This is a genomic window from Algibacter ulvanivorans (assembly GCF_048381495.1).
GTDB classification, from domain to species: domain Bacteria; phylum Bacteroidota; class Bacteroidia; order Flavobacteriales; family Flavobacteriaceae; genus Algibacter_B; species Algibacter_B ulvanivorans.
Genome location: NZ_JBLWGD010000006.1, coordinates 237,329 through 258,480 on the forward strand (window position 1 = coordinate 237,329; position 21,152 = coordinate 258,480).

A 21,152-nucleotide genomic window follows, 5' to 3' on the forward strand; every position below is an offset into this window, starting at 1 on the left:
TCTTATCAATCTTACTTTTCTAAATCTGCTTTTAATTTTAATACATAAGCAACAACTTGCCAACGCTCTTCTTCATTAAGTTGGTTAGCATAAGAGCCCATTGCATTTTTCCCATAATATATAGTATGATAAATGCTACCTGCATTTATAGCTCTACCTGCATCATCATAACTAGGTATTCCAAGAATTTTTTCGCGTTTTACTAAGTTGCCTTGCCCATCTCCTTTATTACCATGACATATACCGCAATAAATATCATATAATTCCTTACCTCTTACTAAATCAACATTTGTAGAATCAATAGGGCTTGTTAAGGTAGCTTTAGCCAACTCATAACCAGCAGTAGAATTCTCGATATCAAAAGGCACATAACCTCTTGGGATAGTTCCTTCTGCGGGTAATTGGGCTTCAACTCCATTAGGAAATGCGGCTTCTCCATACGTTTCATATCCTGCAGATTCATACATATTTGGCATGAATTGATAGTTAGGTGCGGTACTCTTATTACAAGATGTACTTACAAAAACTACTGCTAATACTAATATTTTAATTAAGCTTTTCATATCTATTATTAATGGGCTTTATCAACTAAATTAATTTCTACTGCTCCTGTTTTAGACAACAAACTTTCTATTTCTTTTTCATTTCCATTAACAGCTATTTCCATTAAAAAATGATCGTCGGTTGTTCTTGGATCAGGGTTTTCAGCATTTTTAAAAGGCCACATTCTACTACGTAAGTAAAATGTAATTACCATTAAGTGAGCTGCAAAAAATACAGTTAACTCAAACATAATTGGCACAAAGGCTGGCATATTTTCAATATAACTAAAGCTTGGTTTTCCTCCAATGTTTTGAGGCCAATCTTCAATCATGATAAAATTCATCATTAAAATGGCTACAGTTAAACCAACTAAGCCGTACATAAAAGCTGTAATAGCAATACGAGTTGGTGCTAATCCCATAGCTTTGTCTAATCCGTGTACAGGAAAAGGGGTATATATTTCTTCTATATGAAATCTTTCTGCCTTAACCTTTTTAACGGCCGACATTAAAATATCATCATCGGTGTAAATAGCGTGAATAACTTTTGAAGCTTCCATTGACTATGTTTAGTTTATTAAATTTTTAGCTTGGCCAGACCAATCATCACGTTCTGCTCTTCCTGGGAAAGAACCTGTAATACTGTCTAACAAATCATACTCTCTTTTTGTCATTTTACTTACTTGAAGGAATGTAAATATTCCTATACTATTAAGTACTTCTTCCATTTTAGGGCCAATACCATTTACTTTCTTTAAATCATCAGCAGTTTGTGTTGATGCATCAAAAGTACCTAGACTTCCTAATAAATTGTTTACCTTTTCAGAATTATCTTCTTCAACATTGGCTTGTACATTTTCTTGAGCAGCAAGTTTAGCAACAGCTTCACCAGATGTTCTAGCATCAGCACCTGTTCCCATTAAACTTTCTCCTCTTTCTCTTATGTTTTTATAACGTTCTCCAGAAGATTTTAAAATTGTTTTTACCTCTGCTTGTGCTATAACAGGGAATGTTCTAGAGTACAATAAAAATAGTACAAAGAAGAATCCAATAGTACCTATAAATATTCCAATATCAACAAAAGTAGGAGAGAACATAGTCCATGACGATGGTAAATAGTCTCTATGAAGTGATGTTACAATAATTACGAAACGCTCAAACCACATGCCTATATTTACTACAATTGAAATAAAGAAAGAGAACATAATGCTTGTTCTTAATTTCTTGAACCACATAAACTGAGGTGAGAACACGTTACATGTCATCATAGCCCAATATGCCCACCAATAAGGTCCTGTTGCTCTATTTAAAAATGCATACTGTTCGTACTCTACTCCAGAATACCATGCGATAAATAACTCTGTAATATAAGCCACACCTACTATAGAACCTGTAATCATTATTACAATGTTCATTAACTCAATGTGTTGTACTGTAATATAGTCTTCTAGGTTACACACTTTTCTCATAATAATAAGAAGTGTGTTTACCATAGCAAATCCTGAGAATACTGCACCTGCAACAAAGTATGGCGGAAAAATAGTTGTATGCCAACCTGGAATAACAGATGTTGCGAAATCAAAAGATACTATAGTATGTACAGAAAGTACTAAAGGTGTTGCTAAACCAGCAAGAACTAAAGATACTTCTTCAAAACGTTGCCAATCTTTAGCTCTACCAGACCAACCAAAGCTTAATAGCGCATATATTTTCTTTTGAAATGGTTTAATAGCTCTATCTCTAAGCATTGCAAAATCTGGTAATAAACCTGTCCACCAGAACACTAATGAAACCGATAGATAAGTTGATATTGCAAATACATCCCATAGTAGTGGTGAGTTAAAGTTAACCCAAAGTGATCCAAATTGATTTGGAATTGGTAACACCCAATACCCTAACCATGGACGACCCATGTGAATAATAGGAAATAAACCTGCTTGAACTACCGAGAAAATTGTCATGGCTTCCGCAGAACGGTTAATTGCCATTCTCCATTTTTGACGGAAAAGTAAAAGTACTGCAGAAATAAGTGTTCCTGCATGACCAATACCAACCCACCAAACGAAGTTAGTAATATCCCAAGCCCAACCTACGGTCTTGTTTAATCCCCAGGTTCCTATACCGGTAGATATTGTGTATAAAATACATCCAATTCCCCAAAGAAAAGCTACAAGTGAAATACCAAAAACTATCCACCATTGCTTATTTGCTTTTCCTTCTACAGGTTTTGCTACATCCACAGTTACGTCGTGGTATGATTTTTCGCCTGTAACTAAAGGTCTTCTAATAGGTGCTTCGTAATGAGACGCCATAATTATATAATTGATTCTTTAATTAAATTTATGCTTCAGTTGTATTTCTCACTTTAGTATGGTACTGCACGTTAGGCTTGGTACCAACATGTTCTAATAAGTGATACATACGGTCATCTTTTAAAAGTTTTGCAACTTTACTTTCTTTATCGTTGATATCTCCAAAACGCATTGCTCCACTACTACAAGCTGCAGAACAAGCTGTTTGGAATTCTCCATCTTTAATTTCACGTCCATCGCGTTTAGCATCAAGAATCGTTTTCTGTGTCATTTGAATACACATAGAACATTTTTCCATAACACCACGAGAACGCACTACCACATCTGGATTTAACACCATACGTCCTAAATCGTCATTCATATGATAATCGAACTCATCATTACCATTATATAAGAACCAGTTAAAACGACGCACTTTATAAGGGCAGTTGTTTGCACAATATCTAGTACCTACACAACGGTTGTAAGCCATATGGTTTTGACCTTGACGTCCGTGAGACGTTGCTGCCACAGGGCACACAGTTTCACAAGGCGCGTGGTTACAATGCTGACACATTACTGGTTGGAATGCTACTTGAGGATTCTCTGAAGCATTTTCCATTTCGCCAAACTCACTTAATGAACTTCCTAAGCCTGAAATATTGTCTTTCTTTTCATTATCACCTTCAAATGATTCTTCAGATGAATAGTATCTATCAATACGCAACCAATGCATATCACGGCTTCTACGCACCTCTGTTTTACCAACAACAGGCACATTATTTTCTGCATGACAAGCTATTACACAGGCTCCACATCCAGTACAAGCATTCAAATCGATTGCTAAATTAAAGTGATGTCCTACTGAGCGATCAAACTCATCCCATAGGTCAACTTCAGGAGAAGTAACAGGTGTTTCTTCATGATTTAAAGAAACAACAGGAACTGCATTCCAGTATTTTTTATCTTTTGTATTAAATATCTCTAAAGTAGTTTCTTTAATAATATCGCCACGCCCCATTAATGTGTTGTGCAATTGAACAGAAGCAAATTCGTGTTCGCCAGCTGCAACTTCAACAGTTACGTTTTGTACTTTATTAAAGTTTTGATAAAATGCATAAGCATTAACACCTGTTTGCATTTCTTCTTTTAAACCTAACGTTTTCCCATACCCTAATGCTAAACCAACTGAACCTTTTGCTTGTCCTGGTTGTACCATTACTGGCACTTTTATAGTTGTTCCGCTTACTGTTACATTAGCATAACTACCATTTAATGCGCCGTTAGCAACATGTTTATTTATTAAACCTAAAGCATCTGCATCAGATTTAGAAACAGTTAAGTAATTATCCCAAGACGCTCTAGTTAATGGATCTGGAAACTCTTGTAACCATGGGTTATTGGCTTGTTGGCCATCGCCCATACCTACTTTTGTATATAAGGTTAACTCTAAACCAGAAACTGCCTTTGCAGAAGTTGCTAAAGCTCTAGCTGCATTTCCTGAAGGGGCTTCAGCTGTATCTTCAGCATTTGAAGTCTCTTCTACTTTAGTTGCTAATGCTCCAACAAAAACACCATCGTGTAATGCTTTGTTAAAAGAACCTCCTGCTAAAACTCCAGTTCCCCAAGTATCTTTAATATAATTATGGTAAGATACATCGTTAGCATTCCATTTTAATAATGCCTCTTGAAACTGTCTGGTATCAAATAAAGGGCGTATTGTTGGCTGCGTTAACGCATAATGCCCTTTCTTAATTTCAACATCACCCCAAGATTCTAAATAATGTGGTGCTGCTGCAATATATTGTGTTTGCGAAGACGTTTCATCTACTTTCATAGAGAACGCTACAGATAATTCTACTTTTTTTAATCCTTCTGCAAAATCTGAAGCATTTGGCAAAGTATACATTGGATTTACACCACTCATGATAAGCGCACCAATGCGGCCTGCTTTCATATCACCAACTAATCTAGCAACTGCAGTATCGCTACCTTGTCTAGTTTTTATTGGAGTTAATTTATCAAATGCTTTACTTCCTAAAGCTTCATTTATTTCTAAAGCTACAGTTTGTGCGTTTACATCTTGAATTCCTGTAACCACAACACCTTTACTTCCTGCCTTTTTAAGTTGAGAAGCTGCCTTTTTAACGGCATCTTCTATGTGTTCTGGTAATGTTCCAGAAACAGAACCACCTACCACATAGCTGTATAGTTTTGCTAACGCTATTTTTTGCTCTGTTGGTGTTAACGGCACACGCTTGTCTGCATTGGCTCCTGTTAAAGACATGTTAGACTCAAACTGTACGTGTCTTGACATTTTACCATGGTCTGGAACTCTGTTTTTTGAATAACCAGAATCAAAACCCCCGCCTTGCCAATCTCCTAAGAAATCTGCTCCAACAGACACTATAGTCATTGCTTTTGAAAAATCGTAATTAGCTAAACCACGTTCACCATATTTTGCTTGATAAGCATCAAGAGCTGCTGATTCTGAAACTGCATCGTAAACAACATGACTAACATTACCATACTTGTCCTTAAACTCTGAAATAAGTTTACTTGTTGAAGGACTTGCATATGTTTGTGTTAATAATACAATACGTTTGTTTGCCGCAGCTATACTAGTTAACTTTTGAGTGGTTTCTGCATCAAAATCACTCCAAGAGATTGATTCGTTGCCTTTTTTAGGCCCTTGAACTCTTAAACTATCGTACAATCCTAAAACCGAAGCATTAACTCTAGCATTTGCACTACCATTGGTAGTTGCCATTGTGTTATTTTCAATTTTAATTGGACGACCTTCACGTGTTTTTACTAAAACACTAGCAAAATCAAAACCATCAGCAATTGTAGTTGCATAATAGTTAGCAACACCAGGAATAATTTCTGTTGGTTGCACTACGTAAGGTATAGCTTTTTTAACAGGACCTTCACAAGCTGCTAATGAAGCCGCTGCTGTACTAAAACCTACGTATTTTAAGAAATCACGACGCGTTGTAGTTGTTTCCTCCAATGTCTCTTTATCACCTAAAAATTCATCTGTAGGAATTTCTGTTACAAACTCGTTTTGTTTTAGCGTCTCAACAATAGAGCTATTTTCGTTTAGCTCTTCAACACTTTTCCAGTATTTCTTGTTTGATGACATATTATATAATTGAATTACTTCTTAATTTTTTTTTAAAATTTTTCCGCACTAGCGAAAACAAACACATTACTTAACTAATTTATTAGTAATGACATTTACCACACTCTAGACCACCCATTTGAGCAGCTGTTAAGTTTTCTACACCGTACTTTTTAGACAACTCTTCGTGTATTTTTGTATAATACGCATTATCCTTTACAGTTACATCTGTTTCTCTATGACAGTTAATACACCAACCCATAGTTAGTGGTGCGTGCTGATACATAACTTCCATTTCTTCTACAGGACCGTGACATGTTTGACACTCTACACCAGCTACTGTTACGTGTTGTGAATGATTAAAATATGCAAAATCCGGCAAATTATGAATACGTACCCATTTTACAGGTTGGGCTTCTCCTGTGTATTTTTGCTCCGCATCATCCCATCCAGCAGCTGCATATAATTTCTTTATTTCACCATCATAGAATTCTTTAGAATACTCTGGCGATGTTTCTCCATTATACTCGTAAACAGATTTATGACAGTTCATACAAACATTTAACGACGGAATACCAGATGTTTTACTAACTCTTGCAGAAGAGTGACAATATTTACAATCTATCCCATTATCTCCAGCATGTATTTTATGTGAGAAATGAATTGGCTGTACAGGCTGATAACCTTGATCTACACCTATTTGAGATAAGTACCCATAAACAAAATAAGCACTTGAAAGCAAAAAGAATATTGCAACCACAATCATTAAAAATTGATTTTGCACAAAAGCTTTCCATAATGGTGTTCTTTCTGAAGATTCTGGCAAATCGATACCTTGAGCATTTGCAAAACGACGCAAAGTTTTGTTTACCAAATACAACCCAGCAGCTAATAACATAAATAAAATAGCTAAAGCCCCTAAAATAATTTCATTTGAAATACCAGCAGACTCACCATTAGTTTCTGTTCCTGCAACTGGAGTTGCTGCTTGCTCGGGAGCCTTTTTCTCTTCAGCGGTATAAGCAAGTATATGGCTTATATCCTCATCAGACAACTGAGGCATCGCTGTCATTGCCGCACCACCATACTCGTTATAAATCTTGTTAGCATAAGCATCGCCAGATTTAATAACACCAGCACTATTACGAATCCAAGCTTGAATCCATGAACGATCCAAACCTTGCTCTTCATCTAAACGCGCTTCTACATGACGTAACGCAGGACCTGTCATTTTTTTATCTAATTGATGACAAGCAGCACAATTGGCATTGAATAATGATTTTCCTTTTGCTGGATCTCCTTCTTGAGCAGAAAGAGCCGTTGTAAATGCTAGTAAAAAAACTAAGCTTAAACGAAGAATGTTTGTGCTTAATTTACGGTGAATCACCTTTCTCATATTGTTGGTTAAATTAACTTCTAAACTTTGGTATGATTTTTTCATTACAATAAATGGAAAAAATTCAGTTAAAAAAATCTCTCGCAAAAGTAATATTAAAAGTCCATTTTATAAATGTTACAGAAGTGTTAATTATTAATTTAGAGGGATTCTAAATAACAAAAAGAGCCACAATTAAGTTTATAACGTATACATTTGTATAAAATTAATTAAAACATAACAGCTCGTTATTAATTGAAACTGATATTACATAATGATTATTAATATGTTACAAACGATTAAAAAACGAAAGATATACAGACTTATGAAATCACAAAATTTTAAAATTATTTTTTTTAGTTTTTTATGTATTGTTCTAAATAATACATTTAGTTATTCGCAAGAAGGCCATATGGTAATTAATCAAGATAAACACATTACCGTTTTGCTAGATTTAAAAAAAGAGCTGAATAAAAACGAAACTAGCCCAGAGCGTTACAAAATACAAGTGTACTCTGGAAATAGGTCTGGTGCTTATGAAGCCCAAAAAGAATTTAAAAATACTTTTGGCGATTGGCATTCAAGTATGCAATATGAAACACCAAACTTTAAAGTTTGGGCAGGTAATTTTAGAACGCGTTTAGAAGCTGACAGAGCTTTAAAAAGAATAAAAAGAGCTTTCCCTCACGCTTTTATTTTTAAACCCAAAAAAAAATAATATTTTACAAACTATAATGTCGTCCTTAAAGTTGGCATATTATAAATAAAAAAAGCGAACCATTTGGTTCGCTTTTTTTATTTATAATGATTTTAATTTCTTTTTAACCTCAACTTCGTGGAAAGCTTCTATTATATCTCCTTCTTTAATGTCGTTATAATTTTTTATTTGCATACCACAGTCGTATCCCTTAGATACTTCTTTAGCATCATCTTTAAATCGTTTTAACGATGCTAATTCTCCTGTATAAACCACAACTCCATCTCTAATTAATCTAATACCAGAGTTTCTAAGTATTTTACCATTAGTTACCATACAACCAGCTATACTTCCTACTTTAGATACTTTAAATATTTCTCTTATTTCGGCAGTACCAGTAACCTCTTCTTTAAGCTCTGGAGACAACATGCCTTCCATGGCATCTTTAAGGTCGTTAATAGCATCGTAGATAATTGAATATGTTCTAATATCAATTTCTTCTTTATCTGCTATAGCCCTTGCATTACCAACTGGACGTACATTAAATCCTACTATTATGGCATCAGAAGCCGATGCTAATAACACATCACTTTCAGTAATAGCACCAACACCTTTATGTAAAATATTTACTTGAATTTCTTCAGTAGATAGTTTTTGGAAAGAATCTGTTAATGCTTCCACAGAACCATCAACATCACCTTTAAGAATAATGTTTAGCTCTTGGAAATCTCCAAGGGCTATACGGCGTCCTATTTCATCAAGAGTAATATGGCGTTGTGTTCTAACAGATTGTTCTCGTTGTAATTGTGCACGTTTTGAAGCTATTTGTTTTGCTTCACGCTCGTCTGCAAATACGTTAAACTTATCGCCCGCTTGAGGTGCGCCATCCAAACCTAATATAGATACTGGTGTAGATGGTCCAGCTGCTGCAACATCGTTTCCACGCTCGTCATGCATAGCTTTTACCTTTCCACTATGCTGCCCTGCTAAAACATAATCTCCAACTTTTAATGTACCTGCTTGTACAAGTATGGTAGATACGTAACCACGACCTTTATCTAAAAACGCTTCAACAACAGTACCAACGGCAGGTTTATCTGGGTTTGCTTTAAGCTCTAATAATTCGGCTTCTAACAATACTTTTTCTAATAATTCTTTAACACCTGTACCCATTTTTGCAGAAATATCGTGCGATTGCACTTTACCTCCCCAATCTTCTACTAATAAATTCATATTAGCAAGTCCTTCTTTTATTTTATCTGGGTTTGCAGCAGGTAAATCTATTTTGTTAATAGCAAATACAATAGGTACGCCAGCAGCTTGAGCATGCGAAATAGCCTCTTTAGTTTGCGGCATTATATCATCGTCTGCTGCTGCTACAATAATAGCTATATCTGTTACTTGAGCACCACGAGCACGCATAGCTGTAAAGGCTTCGTGACCTGGTGTATCTAAAAACGCTATTTTTTGTCCGTTTTCTAATTGCACTCCGTAGGCTCCAATATGTTGTGTAATTCCTCCAGACTCTCCTGCAATTACATTTTCTTCACGTATATAATCTAGTAATGATGTTTTACCATGATCGACATGCCCCATTACTGTTACAATTGGCGCTCTAGATTTTAAGTCTTCTGGTTTATCTTCAACTTCTTCTATAGATTCTTCTATATCTGCTGTAACAAACTCTACTTGGAAACCAAATTCTTCTGCAACAATAGATAGTGTTTCTGCGTCTAAACGTTGATTCATTGTAACCATCATTCCAAGCGACATACATGCCGATATAATTTCGGTTACTCCAACATCCATCATCGTGGCCATTTCACTAGCTGTAACGAACTCGGTTACTTTAATGATTTTGCTTTCTGCCGCTTCAATTTGTTGATCGATTTCAGATTGCTCTCTATGCTTGTCTCTTTTTTCTCTTCTATTTTTAGCGCCTCTACCTTTGTTAGATTTTCCTTGTAGTTTTTCAAGGGTTTCTCGCACTTGTTTTTTTACATCTTCTTCTGATGGTTCTTCTTTTACTATGTTACGACGCCCTTGCCCTGGTTTTCCTTTAAAACGATCATTGCCGCCCGATCTTCCTCCTCCTGGTCTATTATTATTTCCAGAGTTAGGTGCACCGGCTTTGCTTATTCTACGTCGTTTTCTTTTATTAGCGTCTCCACCTTTTGCATCTGGCTTTTTATCTTCTTTTTTCTTTTTAGGCTTGTTAAACTGTGATAAATCTATTTTATCGCCAGCTATTTTTGGCCCTGTAAGTTTTTTGTATTGTGTTGTTACTTTTTCTTCTGGGGTAACTAACTCGCCATCAACAATAACTTGCTTTGGTTTTGGTTTTGAAGGTTCGTTTTCTTTCTCCTTGTTTTCAGGTTTTGGTTCTGTTTTAGGAGTTTCTGGTTGTTTTACAACCTCTTTTTTAACCTCTTCTTTTACTTCCTTTTTCACCTCTACTGGAGCTACTTTTTTAGGCTCTGCAGGTTTATCTTCTGCTTTCTTTTTTGAGTCTAAATCTATTTTTCCAACAGTTTTAGGTCCTGAAAGTTCTGCCGAAGCTTTTACTACTTCCTCTTGCTTAGCTCTTTCTCTGGCTTCTTGTGCTTTTTGCTTTGCCTCTAATTCTTTTTCACGCTTAATACGTAAATCTTCCTTTTCTTTTAGCTTAGCTTCGCTTACTTTTTGAGACTTCACTTTTTTATTAGCATCTGTTTCAAATTCATCTGACAGAAGGTTATAGGTTTCTTCAGAAATTTTTGTAGTTGGACGCTTCTCTATTTCGACACCTTTAGAATCTAGAAATTCTACTGCTCGATCAAGAGAGATGTTAAGCTCACGTAATACTTTATTTAATCTAATTGTTTCAGCCATAAATCGCCTTTAAAATACTCAAATATAAATATTATACTAAATTAAAGCATAATATCATGCAAATCTGCACTTTTATTTACTATTCTTCAAATTCTTCTTTAAGAATTCTGATAACATCTAGAATTGTTTCCTCTTCTAGGTCTGTTCTTTTAGCAAGGTCGTTAATATCTTGCTCTAATATACTTTTAGCAGTATCTAATCCTGCTTTGCTAAATTCTTCTATAATCCAAGATTCAATTTCGTCTGAGAATTCTCGTAATTCTACATCTTCTTCTGCGCCTTCTCTAAACACATCAATCTCGTAACCAGTTAATTGCCCCGCTAATCGAATATTATGTCCTCCTCTACCAATAGCTTTACTTACTTCTTCTGGTTTTAGTATTACTTCTGCTCGTTTATTTTCTTCGTCTAATTTAATTGACGTTACACGTGCTGGGCTTAATGCTCTGGTAATAAATAGTTGTAAGTTGTTTGTATAGTTTATTACGTCTATATTTTCGTTTCCTAACTCACGTACAATACCATGAATTCTTGAACCTTTCATACCTACACAGGCTCCTACAGGATCAATTCTATCATCATAAGAATCTACAGCTACTTTGGCTTTTTCACCAGGAATTCTTACTACATTTTTAATGGTTATTAAACCATCAAATACTTCTGGTATTTCTTGTTCGAATAATTTTTCTAGAAACTTTGGCGAGCTTCTAGACATAATTATTGTTGGTTTTGCGCCTTTAAGTTCTACACTATCAATAACACCTCTTACATTATCTCCTTTTCTAAAAAAATCAGATGGTATTTGTCTGTCTTTAGGCAATACTATTTCGTTTCCTTCGTCATCAAGCATAATGACTGCTCTGTGGCGAATATGGTGCACTTCTGCTGTATATATTTCTCCTACTAAATCTTTAAATTGCTTATAGATTATAGTATTGTCGTGTTCGTGAATTTTAGAAATTAAATTTTGGCGTAATGCTAATATAGCACGTCTCCCTAAATCAATAAGCTTTACTTCTTCAGATACATCTTCGCCAACTTCAAAATCTGGCTCAATTTTACGAGCTGCAGTTAATGAAATTTCTTGATTTGGTTCTTCTACTTCTCCATCAGCTACAACAACTCTATTTCTCCATATTTCTAAATCGCCTTTATCTGGGTTTACAATAATATCAAAATTATCATCATCTCCAAATTTCTTTTTAAGGGCACTTCTAAATACATCTTCTAAAATGGCCATTAACGTTACCCTATCAATTAGCTTATCATCTTTGAATTCTGAAAAAGATTCAATTAACGCGATATTTTCCATAACTCTTTAAATTAAAATTTAATCATAACTTTTGCTTCTACAATATTTTCATAAGGAATGTTTGCTTCCTTTTTTACAGTTACTTTGCCTTTTCCAACGGGTTTTGGCTCTCTAACTTTCCACTCTAATTTGATAATATCTTGTGTGGCTTCTGTAAGTGTTCCTTCTATATTTTCTGAACTTGTTCTTACACTAAGCGTTCTTTTTATATTTTTTTTATACTGTCTTTTATGTGTTAATGGTGAGGCTGCTCCTGCCGACATAACTTCTAAAGAAAAATCGAGTTCTTCTCTGTCTAAATTATGCTCTATAGCTCTACTTACAAACATGCAATCTTCTACTAAAACCCCGTTATCGCCATCAATTATTACTTTTATGTGGTTTTCTGAATTGATTGAAAAATCAATTAAAAACAAATCTGAACGTTCAACTAACGCCGCATCAAGTAATTCTGTAACTTTATTTTTAAACATTTATAAGTATAAAAAGAGGGGACTTTTCGTCCCCTCATATTCTTTAATTTTGCCTTTCAACGCTGCAAATATATAACATTTTATTGATTTTTAAAGGATTTTTTCATAAATTTAGGTATAACTATGCTTGCTTATTATGAAAAAAATACTAGTACCTACTGATTTTTCTGATCAAGCTGAACACGCTTTAAAGGTGGCAGCTAATTTAGCTAAAGTCCATAATGCCGAAATATACCTATTGCATCTTATTGAAATACCCTTACACGAGGTTGATGCTATGAGTTCGCATAGCGAATTACCTGAAGCTATGTTTTTTATGAAATTGGCTCATAAAAAATTTAAAAGTATTTTAAGCAAAAGTTACTTACATGATGTTAAAGTTTACGAAACTGTAGATTTTAATGAGATTTTTAAAGGTATTTTTCATAACTGCAAAAAACATAATATAGATTTAGTTATTATGGGCTCAAACGGTGTTAGCGGTTTAAAAGAAATGCTTATTGGAAGTAATACCGAAAAAGTTGTAAGAACATCTGAAACCCCTGTACTTGTTGTTAAAAAGGAACACGAAACATTTAATGTAAAAAACTTTGTATTTGCTTCTGATTTTAAAGAAGAAAGTAAATATGCATATAACAAGGCTATTAAATTTGCTAAGATATTAGGCTCGAAAATACATTTACTCATTGTTAATACACCTAATAAGTTTATTACGTCTAATCGTGCTAATGAGCGCATGCAAAGTTTTGCAAACTCGGCAGACTTTAATAATTACACCATGAATATTTATAATGACACTACTATTGAAAAAGGAATTATGAATTTTTCTCAATCCATACATGCCGATTTAATAGGCATGAGTACTCATGGCAGACAGGGTATTTCGCATTTTTTTAACGGTAGCATTAGTGAAGATTTGGTTAACCATGCAAAGCGCCCTGTTATTACTTTTAAAATTTAAGCATAATCGTTTTTGCTTTTAGAATAACATCTGGTTTAAATAAAATTATTTACAGTTTTACCGGTTACTTTATTACTATTTCTAGTATTTTTCAATAGAATTAAATTAACACCTTACTATTTTTATACAAAACTTAAATTAATAATATTATGCCATGGCTTTTTACCATTCTTTAAAGTATTATAAAAAACACCCCGAGCTAGATTACCCAAACAAAGCAGCATGGATTGCTTCTAGACTCTTAACGCTTCGTCACGATTTACACAACCACATAAAAAAGGATAGACAACCTAACTCACTTATAATAGGGTCTTGGAATATTCGAGCATTTGATAACGGTATACCCAGACTAGATGAAAGCTACCATTACATTGCAGAAATTATTGATCATTTTGATGTTTGTGCCATTCAAGAAGTTAAAAATGATTTAGAACCTCTTAGGCGCCTTGTAAAATTACTAGGGCCAAGTTGGGATTTCTTTGTTTCAGATGTTTCTATACACAAAGGCGGAAATAACGAACGTATGGCTTTTGTTTACAATACAAATCGTGTTATTTTCCGTAATTTAATTGGCGAAATTGTTTTACCTAAAGAAACCTTAATTGCTGGCGAACAAGTAGCTAGATCGCCCTTTTTTGCTTCATTTCAAGCTGGCTGGTTTAAATTCTCGCTTTGTTCTGCTCATATTATTTATGGCAATGATTTAGATATGCGCGCTGCAGAAATAAAATCTATAGCTGATATATTAGTAAAACGAGCCAAAAAAGAAGATCAAGTTCATATTTTTCTTGGAGACATGAATATTGAAAAGAAAAACGATAAAATCATGCAAGCCCTAAAAAACTCTAAGCTAACAGCTCCAGATTTTGGTCCAACCAATATGGGTGGCAACAAATGGTTTGACCAAATGGCATTTACCGAAAAAGGTAAAGCAGGAAGTAAAACACGATTATTACGACACGGAACATTCGATTGGCGTCATTCCGTTTTTGGCCCACACCCCACTAAAGAAGCAACGCCTTTAACAACAACTGATTTAGCTAATGGAAAATACAGACCTAGTGCCACAGAATTTTTAAATCATTACGAGAAAATTGTAGAAAACATTAGGTTTAAACACAACAAAGCACCTTATACCAACTGGGCAAGATCCTATAAAAACTGGACAACCTACGAAATGTCCGACCACTTACCAATTTGGATGGAGTTAGAAGTAGATTATTCTGACGATTACCTAAGACGATATTTATAAGCTAAATAACTAAATAAAAAAACCCTTGCTAAAAGCAAGGGTTTTAAATTAATGTTGGCCCACTAGGGCTCGAACCTAGACTCTTTGGTACCAAAAACCAACGTGTTGCCAGTTACACCATAGGCCATTCGTGTAATGAGGGTGCAAATTTAATACAAAAAAATCTTTTCACAAGTTTTTTTTAAAAAAATAATCTAGAATATTTTACGTTTTTTTAAAATTAGACTCAATCACATATGTTAAGACTAACTAAATAGTTATGTCTCATTTCATATTTATTATTAAATTCGCCAAAGCAAATAAATACAGATAAAAATGGCACATGTAAACTATAAAAAATGGAACACTTTTTTAGGTTGGCTTTCTTTTTTAATAGCGCTTATAACATATAGTTTAACCGTAGAACCTACAGTTAGTTTCTGGGACGCTGGAGAATACATTTTAACCTCGGCTAAATTACAAGTTGGACACCCACCAGGCGCACCGTTATTCCAGATGATGGGAGCCTTTTTTTCTATGTTTGCTCTAGAACCTTCACAAGTTGGTTTTATGCTAAATATGATGAGTGCTGTTGCTAGTGCATTTACCATTTTATTTATGTTTTGGACAATTACTCTACTTCTTAAAAAACTTGTTGTTAATAAAACAGAAATACCTCAAGGCAAAACTATAGCCATTTTGGGCAGCGCATTTGTTGGTAGTTTAGCTTTTACTTTTACCGATTCTTTCTGGTTTAACGCAGTAGAAACCGAGGTATATGCCATGGCAACATTAATTATGTCTGTTTTATTTTGGCTCGCACTTCGTTGGGAACAAGACATGAATAAACCTCGTGGTAACCGTTGGTTAATATTAATTGCCTTTGTTATTGGTTTATCGTTTGGAGTTCACTTTATGGGATTATTAACCATTCCTGCCATAGGGCTTATATACTACTTTAAAAATTACAAAACCATTACCATTCAAAATTTTATTATTGCCAATGTGGCTTCCGTTGGTGTTTTACTTTTTGTATTTAAATTATTAGCACCTAACATTCTTAGAATTTTTAGTGCGTTCGAGTTGTTTTTTGTTAACACCGTTGGGCTACCTTTTAATTCTGGTTCTATTATAGCTGGCTTAGCTTTAGTAACCATAATTTTTTATGCTTTAAAATATACACGTCAAAAAAATTACACGCATTTAAACACAAGTATACTTTGTTTAACTTTTGTAATAATCGGATTTTCTACTTGGTTAATGCTTCCTATTCGCGCCAATGCTAATGTAGTTATTAATGAAAACAATCCTTCTAGTGCCAGAGAATTATTAGCATATTATAATTTAGAACAATACCCAGAAACCCACTTGTTTTACGGCCCTCAGTTTACAGACCAATATGCATATTTAGACGAAAACAACCCTTATATAGACGATAAACCTAAATACGAAAAAGACAAAACAAAGGGCAAATATGTTGTTGTTAACGACTGGAAAAACGCCAAACAAAACTATAACTCGAAACATGCTTCTATATTACCAAGAATGTGGAGTAGCGAACATGCCGAAAACTACATGATGTTTTCTGGATTTTTAAATTTTAAATTAAAGCCAGACTACCAAATGGAAAACGAGCTACGCTCTGCTGTTTCAAATTTTAGAAATGATGTTGCTCAAGGTAATATCGATTATGAAGATTACAACAACTTCTTAAAACAATTTAAAGACTATATTGATATTGAAAAACCATCATTAGCTAGTAATATTGTTTACCTTTTTGAATATCAATTAGGCTATATGTACTGGCGTTATTTTATGTGGAACTTTTCTGGAAGACAAGACGATATTCAAGGAAGATACGACAATCATGGCAATTGGATATCTGGTATAAAACCCATAGACGAATGGCACCTTGGCATGCCTCAGGACAACTTACCAAGCGATGTTAAAAATAACAAAGCAAGAAACACATACTACCTTTTACCTTTAATTCTTGGTCTTATTGGTTTTTTCTTTTTATTTAATAAAAACAAAAAACTATTCTGGGTAATGCTTGTATTTTTCCTCTTTACAGGAATTGCAATTCAAGTATACACCAATGTACGACCATTTGAACCTCGCGAACGTGATTACTCGGTTGTAGGCTCTTTTTACGTGTTTGCACTTTGGATTGGTTTTGGTGTTTACGCCATTTACGATACCCTAAAAAAATATATCCCCAAAAAAATAGCCGCTCCTATTATTACTGTACTATGCCTTATTCTTGTACCAGGAATTTTAGCTGCCAACAATTGGGACGACCACGACAGGTCTAATAAATACACCGCTAGATCTATGGCAAAAATGTATTTAGATTCTTGTGCCGAAAACGGCATCCTTTTCACCATTGGAGATAATGATACTTTTGCACTTTGGTACGCCCAAGAAATTGAAGGCTACAGAACAGATGTTCGTGTCGTTAACACCAGTTTATTTCAAACCGATTGGTATATAGATCAAATGAAACGCAAAGCCTACGAGAGCGACCCTGTACCATCTCAATTAACACACGATTTATACAAATACGGTACTAACGATTATATAATAATTCAACCCGTAATTAACGACACCCTAAACGTTAAACAGTTTTTAGATTTTGTAGGTAGCAACAACCCAAAAACTAAATACAAATATGTACTACAACAACGAGGCGTAGACCTAAGCAATGTTAGAAGCCAAGATGCTAACGCCACCTATTTACCTACACCACATTTACGCATACCTGTTAACAAAGAAAATGCTTTAAAATACGGCATTGTAAAACCTGAAGATGCCAATAAAATTGTTTCGGAAATTAATTTTGAAATATCCGGAGGTGCGCTTTACAAAAACCGTTTACTCATGTTAGACATTGTTGCCAATAACGACTGGAAACGCCCTATATATTTTACTGGAGGAAGTTTTGGCGATGATGATTATATTTGGATGAAAGACTACTTGCAACTAGATGGTATGTGTTACAAATTAGTACCTATAAAAACACCTACTGATAGAAACAACCCTTTTGATATGGGACGCGTTGATAGTGATTTAATGTACGAAAAAGTTAAAAACTGGGATTGGGGCAATAGCGGAAGTCCAGATATTTACCATGATATTGAAACACGTAGAAACTCCATTACATACAGAGGAAATTTAGCACGTTTAACAGAACAGCTAATTAATGAAAGTAAACTTGATAAAGCCGAAGAAATAGCAGATATAGCCATGACAAACATGCCTGTTGAATACTTTGGCTATTACACACTTCTTGAACCTTTTATTGGCGCTTATTACGAAGTTGGAAACAAAGAAAAAGCACAACGCCTATTTAAAGATGTATCTAAAAAATACCAAGAAAATTTAAGCTATTACAGTAGTTTAAAAATTGACAATCAAGAACGTTTGTTTGAAGATATTTATACCGATATACAACGCTACAAAGCTTTAGTAGATGTTTTAATTCGATATGATATTAAATTTGCTGAAACCGAAGGTGATATTTTTAATAACTATTTAAGAGCTTTTAAACATTTTTATGGTGAGGACGAGCCTGAAGAAACCATAAAAACAGATATAGATATTCCTGTTGATAGCGGATTACAAATTGAAAGTGATAGCTCGAATTAACAAAGCATAAACGTGAGGTTAACACCAATAAAAACACCTTTAATTGCTAAAAAATTATTAGCCAATTACGTTTGGGATATACCTACGCAAAAAAAAAATATTTATTTAACTTTTGATGATGGGCCAACTCCAGAAATAACAAACTGGACCTTAAAAACTTTAAAGCAATACAATGCTAAAGCTACATTTTTTTGCATTGGCAATAATATTGAAAAACATCCTGAAATTTTCCAGAATGTTATAACTAGTGGGCACGCTATTGGAAACCACACAAATAACCACATTAAAGGCTGGAAAACAAAAACCGAAGCGTATTTAAAAAACATTGCCAAAGCACAAAATATAATTGAATCTAGAGCTATAGCAATTAAAAGCCAAAATAACACCAAACTCTTTAGGCCTCCTTACGGAAAAATAACACCAAAACAAGGCAAAAAACTTATAGAACTGGGGTATAAAATAATTATGTGGGATGTTTTATCTTTTGACTGGGATAATTCTGTAACACCAGAAAACTGTTTGGCAAACGTACTTACTAAAACTACCAAAGGTAGTATTATTGTTTTTCATGATAGTGTAAAGGCTAGTAAAAATATGACATATGCTTTGCCTAGAGTTTTAGATTTTTATAGCAAAAAAGGGTATTGTTTTAAAGCTTTAAACATCTAAGTAACTAAATATATATTTTGTTTTTCTGTAACGCGTTAGGGATTGAACGGTATGTTTGAGCTCGCCGACGCAGGAGGTAGCGAGTAGTGAAAGCCCGACCCTTGTGGTAACGCCCTAATTATTAATGTAAAAACTACATGTATTCTTGTATTTTACTAATAAGTGTATTGGCGTCTTGCTCTCCACTTTGGCGCCATTTCATTTCGCCATTTTTATATATTATTAGTGTTGGCAAGGTTTTAACTCTTAAAGCTTCTGCTAATTCTTGGTTTTTTTCTACATCAATTTTAATAACCTTTGCTTTATCGCCTAAAGCTGCAGCAACATCTCTTAAAACAAGATGCATTGGCTCTGTTTGATCATTCCATTCGGTGTAAAAATCTAATAAAACTGGAATTTCTACATCTATAAGTTCCCCAAATTTTGACATATTTTTTTATTTATTAGTCAAGTGCACTTATTACAAACCTACGTAATTTTTTAATATTACAAATTATCACAGTATTATATTGCTTTTTTTACTGTATATGTTTATAAAAATAAACATTTTTTAGTTAAAATAGTAACCTTAAAAATGGGTTAAGCATTTACTGTGCCCTTTTTTAATTCTATTACAGTTATTTCTGGCCATATGCCAACTCGCCCTGGGTAGCCCAAATAACCAAAACCTCTGTTAACATTAATGTATTGCCCCATTTCTTTATATATTCCTGCCCAATATTTATATCGCCATTTTACGGGACTCCATTTTATCCAGCCAGGTATTTCTATACCAAACTGCATGCCGTGTGTGTGGCCGCTTAATGTTAAATGATACAAATAATTGTCTTGAATTACTTGTTCTTCCCAATGCGATGGGTCGTGGCTTAATAGTATTTTAAAATCGTTAGCATTAATATTTTGCGCTGCCTTTTTTAAATCGCCTGCTTTTTTAAAACCGCCTTTCCCCCAATTTTCTACACCAACAATGGCAATTCGTTGTCCGTTTTTTTCAATAAATCGGCTTTCGTTTAAAAGTAAATTAAAGCCCATTTCTTTTTGGATGGTTTTTAAATCTTCTAGGTTTTGTTGTTTGGCTTGTTTTGTTGGCCACTCTACATAATCGCCATAATCATGATTACCTAAAACCGAATACACGCCATCTTTTGCTTTTAAGGTTTTAAAAACAGACTTCCATTGGTCCATCTCTGTTGCCTTATTATTAACCATATCGCCAGTAAAAAATATAACATCGGCTTGTTGCTTATTAATAAGGTTTACAGCATATTCTATTTTCTCTTTATTATCAAAGCTTCCAGAGTGAATATCGCTAATTTGCGAAAGTTTATAACCATCAAAAGCATCTGGTAAATCTTCAAAATGTAACGTGTAATTTAAAACTCTAAAACGGTATTTGCCACGATACATTCCATATAATAGCGACGAGAAAGGTATGGCTGCCAAACCTAATGCTACTTGGCTAATAAACTTACGTCTTGATGGCAAATAAAACGTCTCGTTTTTAGTTACTATTTTATCATAAACACCTAATACAAACCTTAATATATCTTCGCCTAACAAAATAGGTACCAATACTAAGTTAAATGACATAAACGCTAATAAAAACCCAAAAGCATAACTTTTTGTTGGGTTTAAAACTCGCCCTTCGGAATAAACAGTAAACTGAATTATAAAATTTCCTGCTACTAAAAGTGTTACAGCAATAAACAAATAATGAATCCAAATATTTTTGGTAACTGTTTTAATAGCTTGAAAACCATAAAAACTTATAAATAAATAGAACACAATAAATATTACCCAACGTAGCATATGTTTTTTTTATCAAATATAACAGTTAAGAAATCTAAAAATTAAGAAGTTGTTTTTATTTAACTAATTGTTAAGAGTTAAACACACTAACCTAAAAAATGAAAAGTTATAATACATGACATTTACACTTAACTTTTGTAGATTTGGGT

Annotated in this window: 15 protein-coding genes and 1 tRNA gene; 5 read left to right on the plus strand and 11 right to left on the minus strand. The window is 34.0% G+C overall.

What is annotated here, in order from left to right:
• Window positions 1-11 precede the first annotated feature (11 nt).
• The 5 genes from ACNG5D_RS14575 to ACNG5D_RS14595 all read right to left on the minus strand — a co-directional run bounded on the left by ACNG5D_RS14575 (window position 12) and on the right by ACNG5D_RS14595 (window position 7,353).
• Window positions 12-563, minus strand: coding sequence for a c-type cytochrome (locus ACNG5D_RS14575; protein WP_418184265.1), 552 nt, complete (start codon window positions 561-563; stop codon window positions 12-14).
• Between the two features lie 8 nt (window positions 564-571).
• The gene (locus ACNG5D_RS14580; protein WP_418184266.1) at window positions 572-1,102 is read right to left on the minus strand and encodes a DUF3341 domain-containing protein; all 531 of its coding nucleotides are present in this window, start codon (window positions 1,100-1,102) and stop codon (window positions 572-574) included.
• A 9-nt stretch (window positions 1,103-1,111) separates the two neighbouring features.
• On the minus strand, window positions 1,112-2,854 hold the full coding sequence (gene nrfD, locus ACNG5D_RS14585; RefSeq protein ID WP_418184267.1) for an NrfD/PsrC family molybdoenzyme membrane anchor subunit: 1,743 nt from the start codon (window positions 2,852-2,854) through the stop codon (window positions 1,112-1,114).
• Window positions 2,855-2,882: 28 nt separating this feature from the next.
• Window positions 2,883-5,978, minus strand: a complete 3,096-nt coding sequence (locus ACNG5D_RS14590) for a TAT-variant-translocated molybdopterin oxidoreductase (RefSeq protein WP_418184268.1) — start codon at window positions 5,976-5,978, stop codon at window positions 2,883-2,885.
• An 82-nt stretch (window positions 5,979-6,060) separates the two neighbouring features.
• Complete coding sequence (locus ACNG5D_RS14595; protein WP_418184284.1) at window positions 6,061-7,353, minus strand: c-type cytochrome; 1,293 nt, start codon at window positions 7,351-7,353, stop codon at window positions 6,061-6,063.
• A 304-nt stretch (window positions 7,354-7,657) separates the two neighbouring features.
• Between ACNG5D_RS14595 and ACNG5D_RS14600 the strand changes: the two genes are divergently transcribed.
• Window positions 7,658-8,050, plus strand: a complete 393-nt coding sequence (locus tag ACNG5D_RS14600; RefSeq protein WP_418184269.1) for an SPOR domain-containing protein — start codon at window positions 7,658-7,660, stop codon at window positions 8,048-8,050.
• Between the two features lie 81 nt (window positions 8,051-8,131).
• Here the strand turns inward: ACNG5D_RS14600 and infB are convergent, their stop codons facing one another.
• The 3 genes from infB to rimP form a co-directional block, all read right to left on the minus strand.
• Window positions 8,132-10,900 carry a translation initiation factor IF-2 gene (infB, locus tag ACNG5D_RS14605; protein ID WP_418184270.1) on the minus strand — a complete coding sequence of 923 codons (2,769 nt, stop codon included), beginning with the start codon at window positions 10,898-10,900 and terminating at the stop codon, window positions 8,132-8,134.
• Between the two features lie 79 nt (window positions 10,901-10,979).
• Complete coding sequence (gene nusA / locus ACNG5D_RS14610) at window positions 10,980-12,212, minus strand: transcription termination factor NusA (protein ID WP_418184271.1); 1,233 nt, start codon at window positions 12,210-12,212, stop codon at window positions 10,980-10,982.
• A gap of 11 nt (window positions 12,213-12,223) precedes the next feature.
• The gene (gene rimP / locus ACNG5D_RS14615; protein WP_418184272.1) at window positions 12,224-12,685 is read right to left on the minus strand and encodes a ribosome assembly cofactor RimP; all 462 of its coding nucleotides are present in this window, start codon (window positions 12,683-12,685) and stop codon (window positions 12,224-12,226) included.
• A 136-nt stretch (window positions 12,686-12,821) separates the two neighbouring features.
• On the opposite strand from rimP, the gene ACNG5D_RS14620 reads away from it, so the two are divergent.
• Together ACNG5D_RS14620 and ACNG5D_RS14625 are read left to right on the plus strand one after the other, a co-directional pair.
• The gene (locus ACNG5D_RS14620) at window positions 12,822-13,646 is read left to right on the plus strand and encodes a universal stress protein (RefSeq protein WP_418184273.1); all 825 of its coding nucleotides are present in this window, start codon (window positions 12,822-12,824) and stop codon (window positions 13,644-13,646) included.
• Window positions 13,647-13,800: 154 nt separating this feature from the next.
• Window positions 13,801-14,898 (plus strand): endonuclease/exonuclease/phosphatase family protein, encoded by a 1,098-nt coding sequence (locus ACNG5D_RS14625; protein WP_418184274.1) that lies wholly within the window; start codon window positions 13,801-13,803, stop codon window positions 14,896-14,898.
• 54 nt (window positions 14,899-14,952) lie between these two features.
• On the opposite strand, the gene ACNG5D_RS14630 is transcribed toward ACNG5D_RS14625, so the two are convergent.
• A tRNA-Gln gene (locus ACNG5D_RS14630) sits at window positions 14,953-15,025 on the minus strand.
• Window positions 15,026-15,213: 188 nt separating this feature from the next.
• Here ACNG5D_RS14630 and ACNG5D_RS14635 point away from each other — a divergent pair.
• Window positions 15,214-18,525 (plus strand): glycosyltransferase family 117 protein, encoded by a 3,312-nt coding sequence (locus ACNG5D_RS14635; RefSeq protein WP_418184275.1) that lies wholly within the window; start codon window positions 15,214-15,216, stop codon window positions 18,523-18,525.
• Between the two features lie 12 nt (window positions 18,526-18,537).
• The gene (locus ACNG5D_RS14640) at window positions 18,538-19,194 is read left to right on the plus strand and encodes a polysaccharide deacetylase family protein (RefSeq protein ID WP_418184276.1); all 657 of its coding nucleotides are present in this window, start codon (window positions 18,538-18,540) and stop codon (window positions 19,192-19,194) included.
• A 133-nt stretch (window positions 19,195-19,327) separates the two neighbouring features.
• Here ACNG5D_RS14640 and ACNG5D_RS14645 read toward each other — a convergent pair whose 3' ends face one another.
• Both ACNG5D_RS14645 and ACNG5D_RS14650 read right to left on the minus strand, forming a co-directional pair.
• On the minus strand, window positions 19,328-19,624 hold the full coding sequence (locus tag ACNG5D_RS14645) for a thioredoxin family protein (protein WP_418184277.1): 297 nt from the start codon (window positions 19,622-19,624) through the stop codon (window positions 19,328-19,330).
• 149 nt (window positions 19,625-19,773) lie between these two features.
• The gene (locus ACNG5D_RS14650) at window positions 19,774-21,003 is read right to left on the minus strand and encodes a metallophosphoesterase (RefSeq protein ID WP_418184278.1); all 1,230 of its coding nucleotides are present in this window, start codon (window positions 21,001-21,003) and stop codon (window positions 19,774-19,776) included.
• Between the last annotated feature and the right edge of the window lie 149 nt (window positions 21,004-21,152).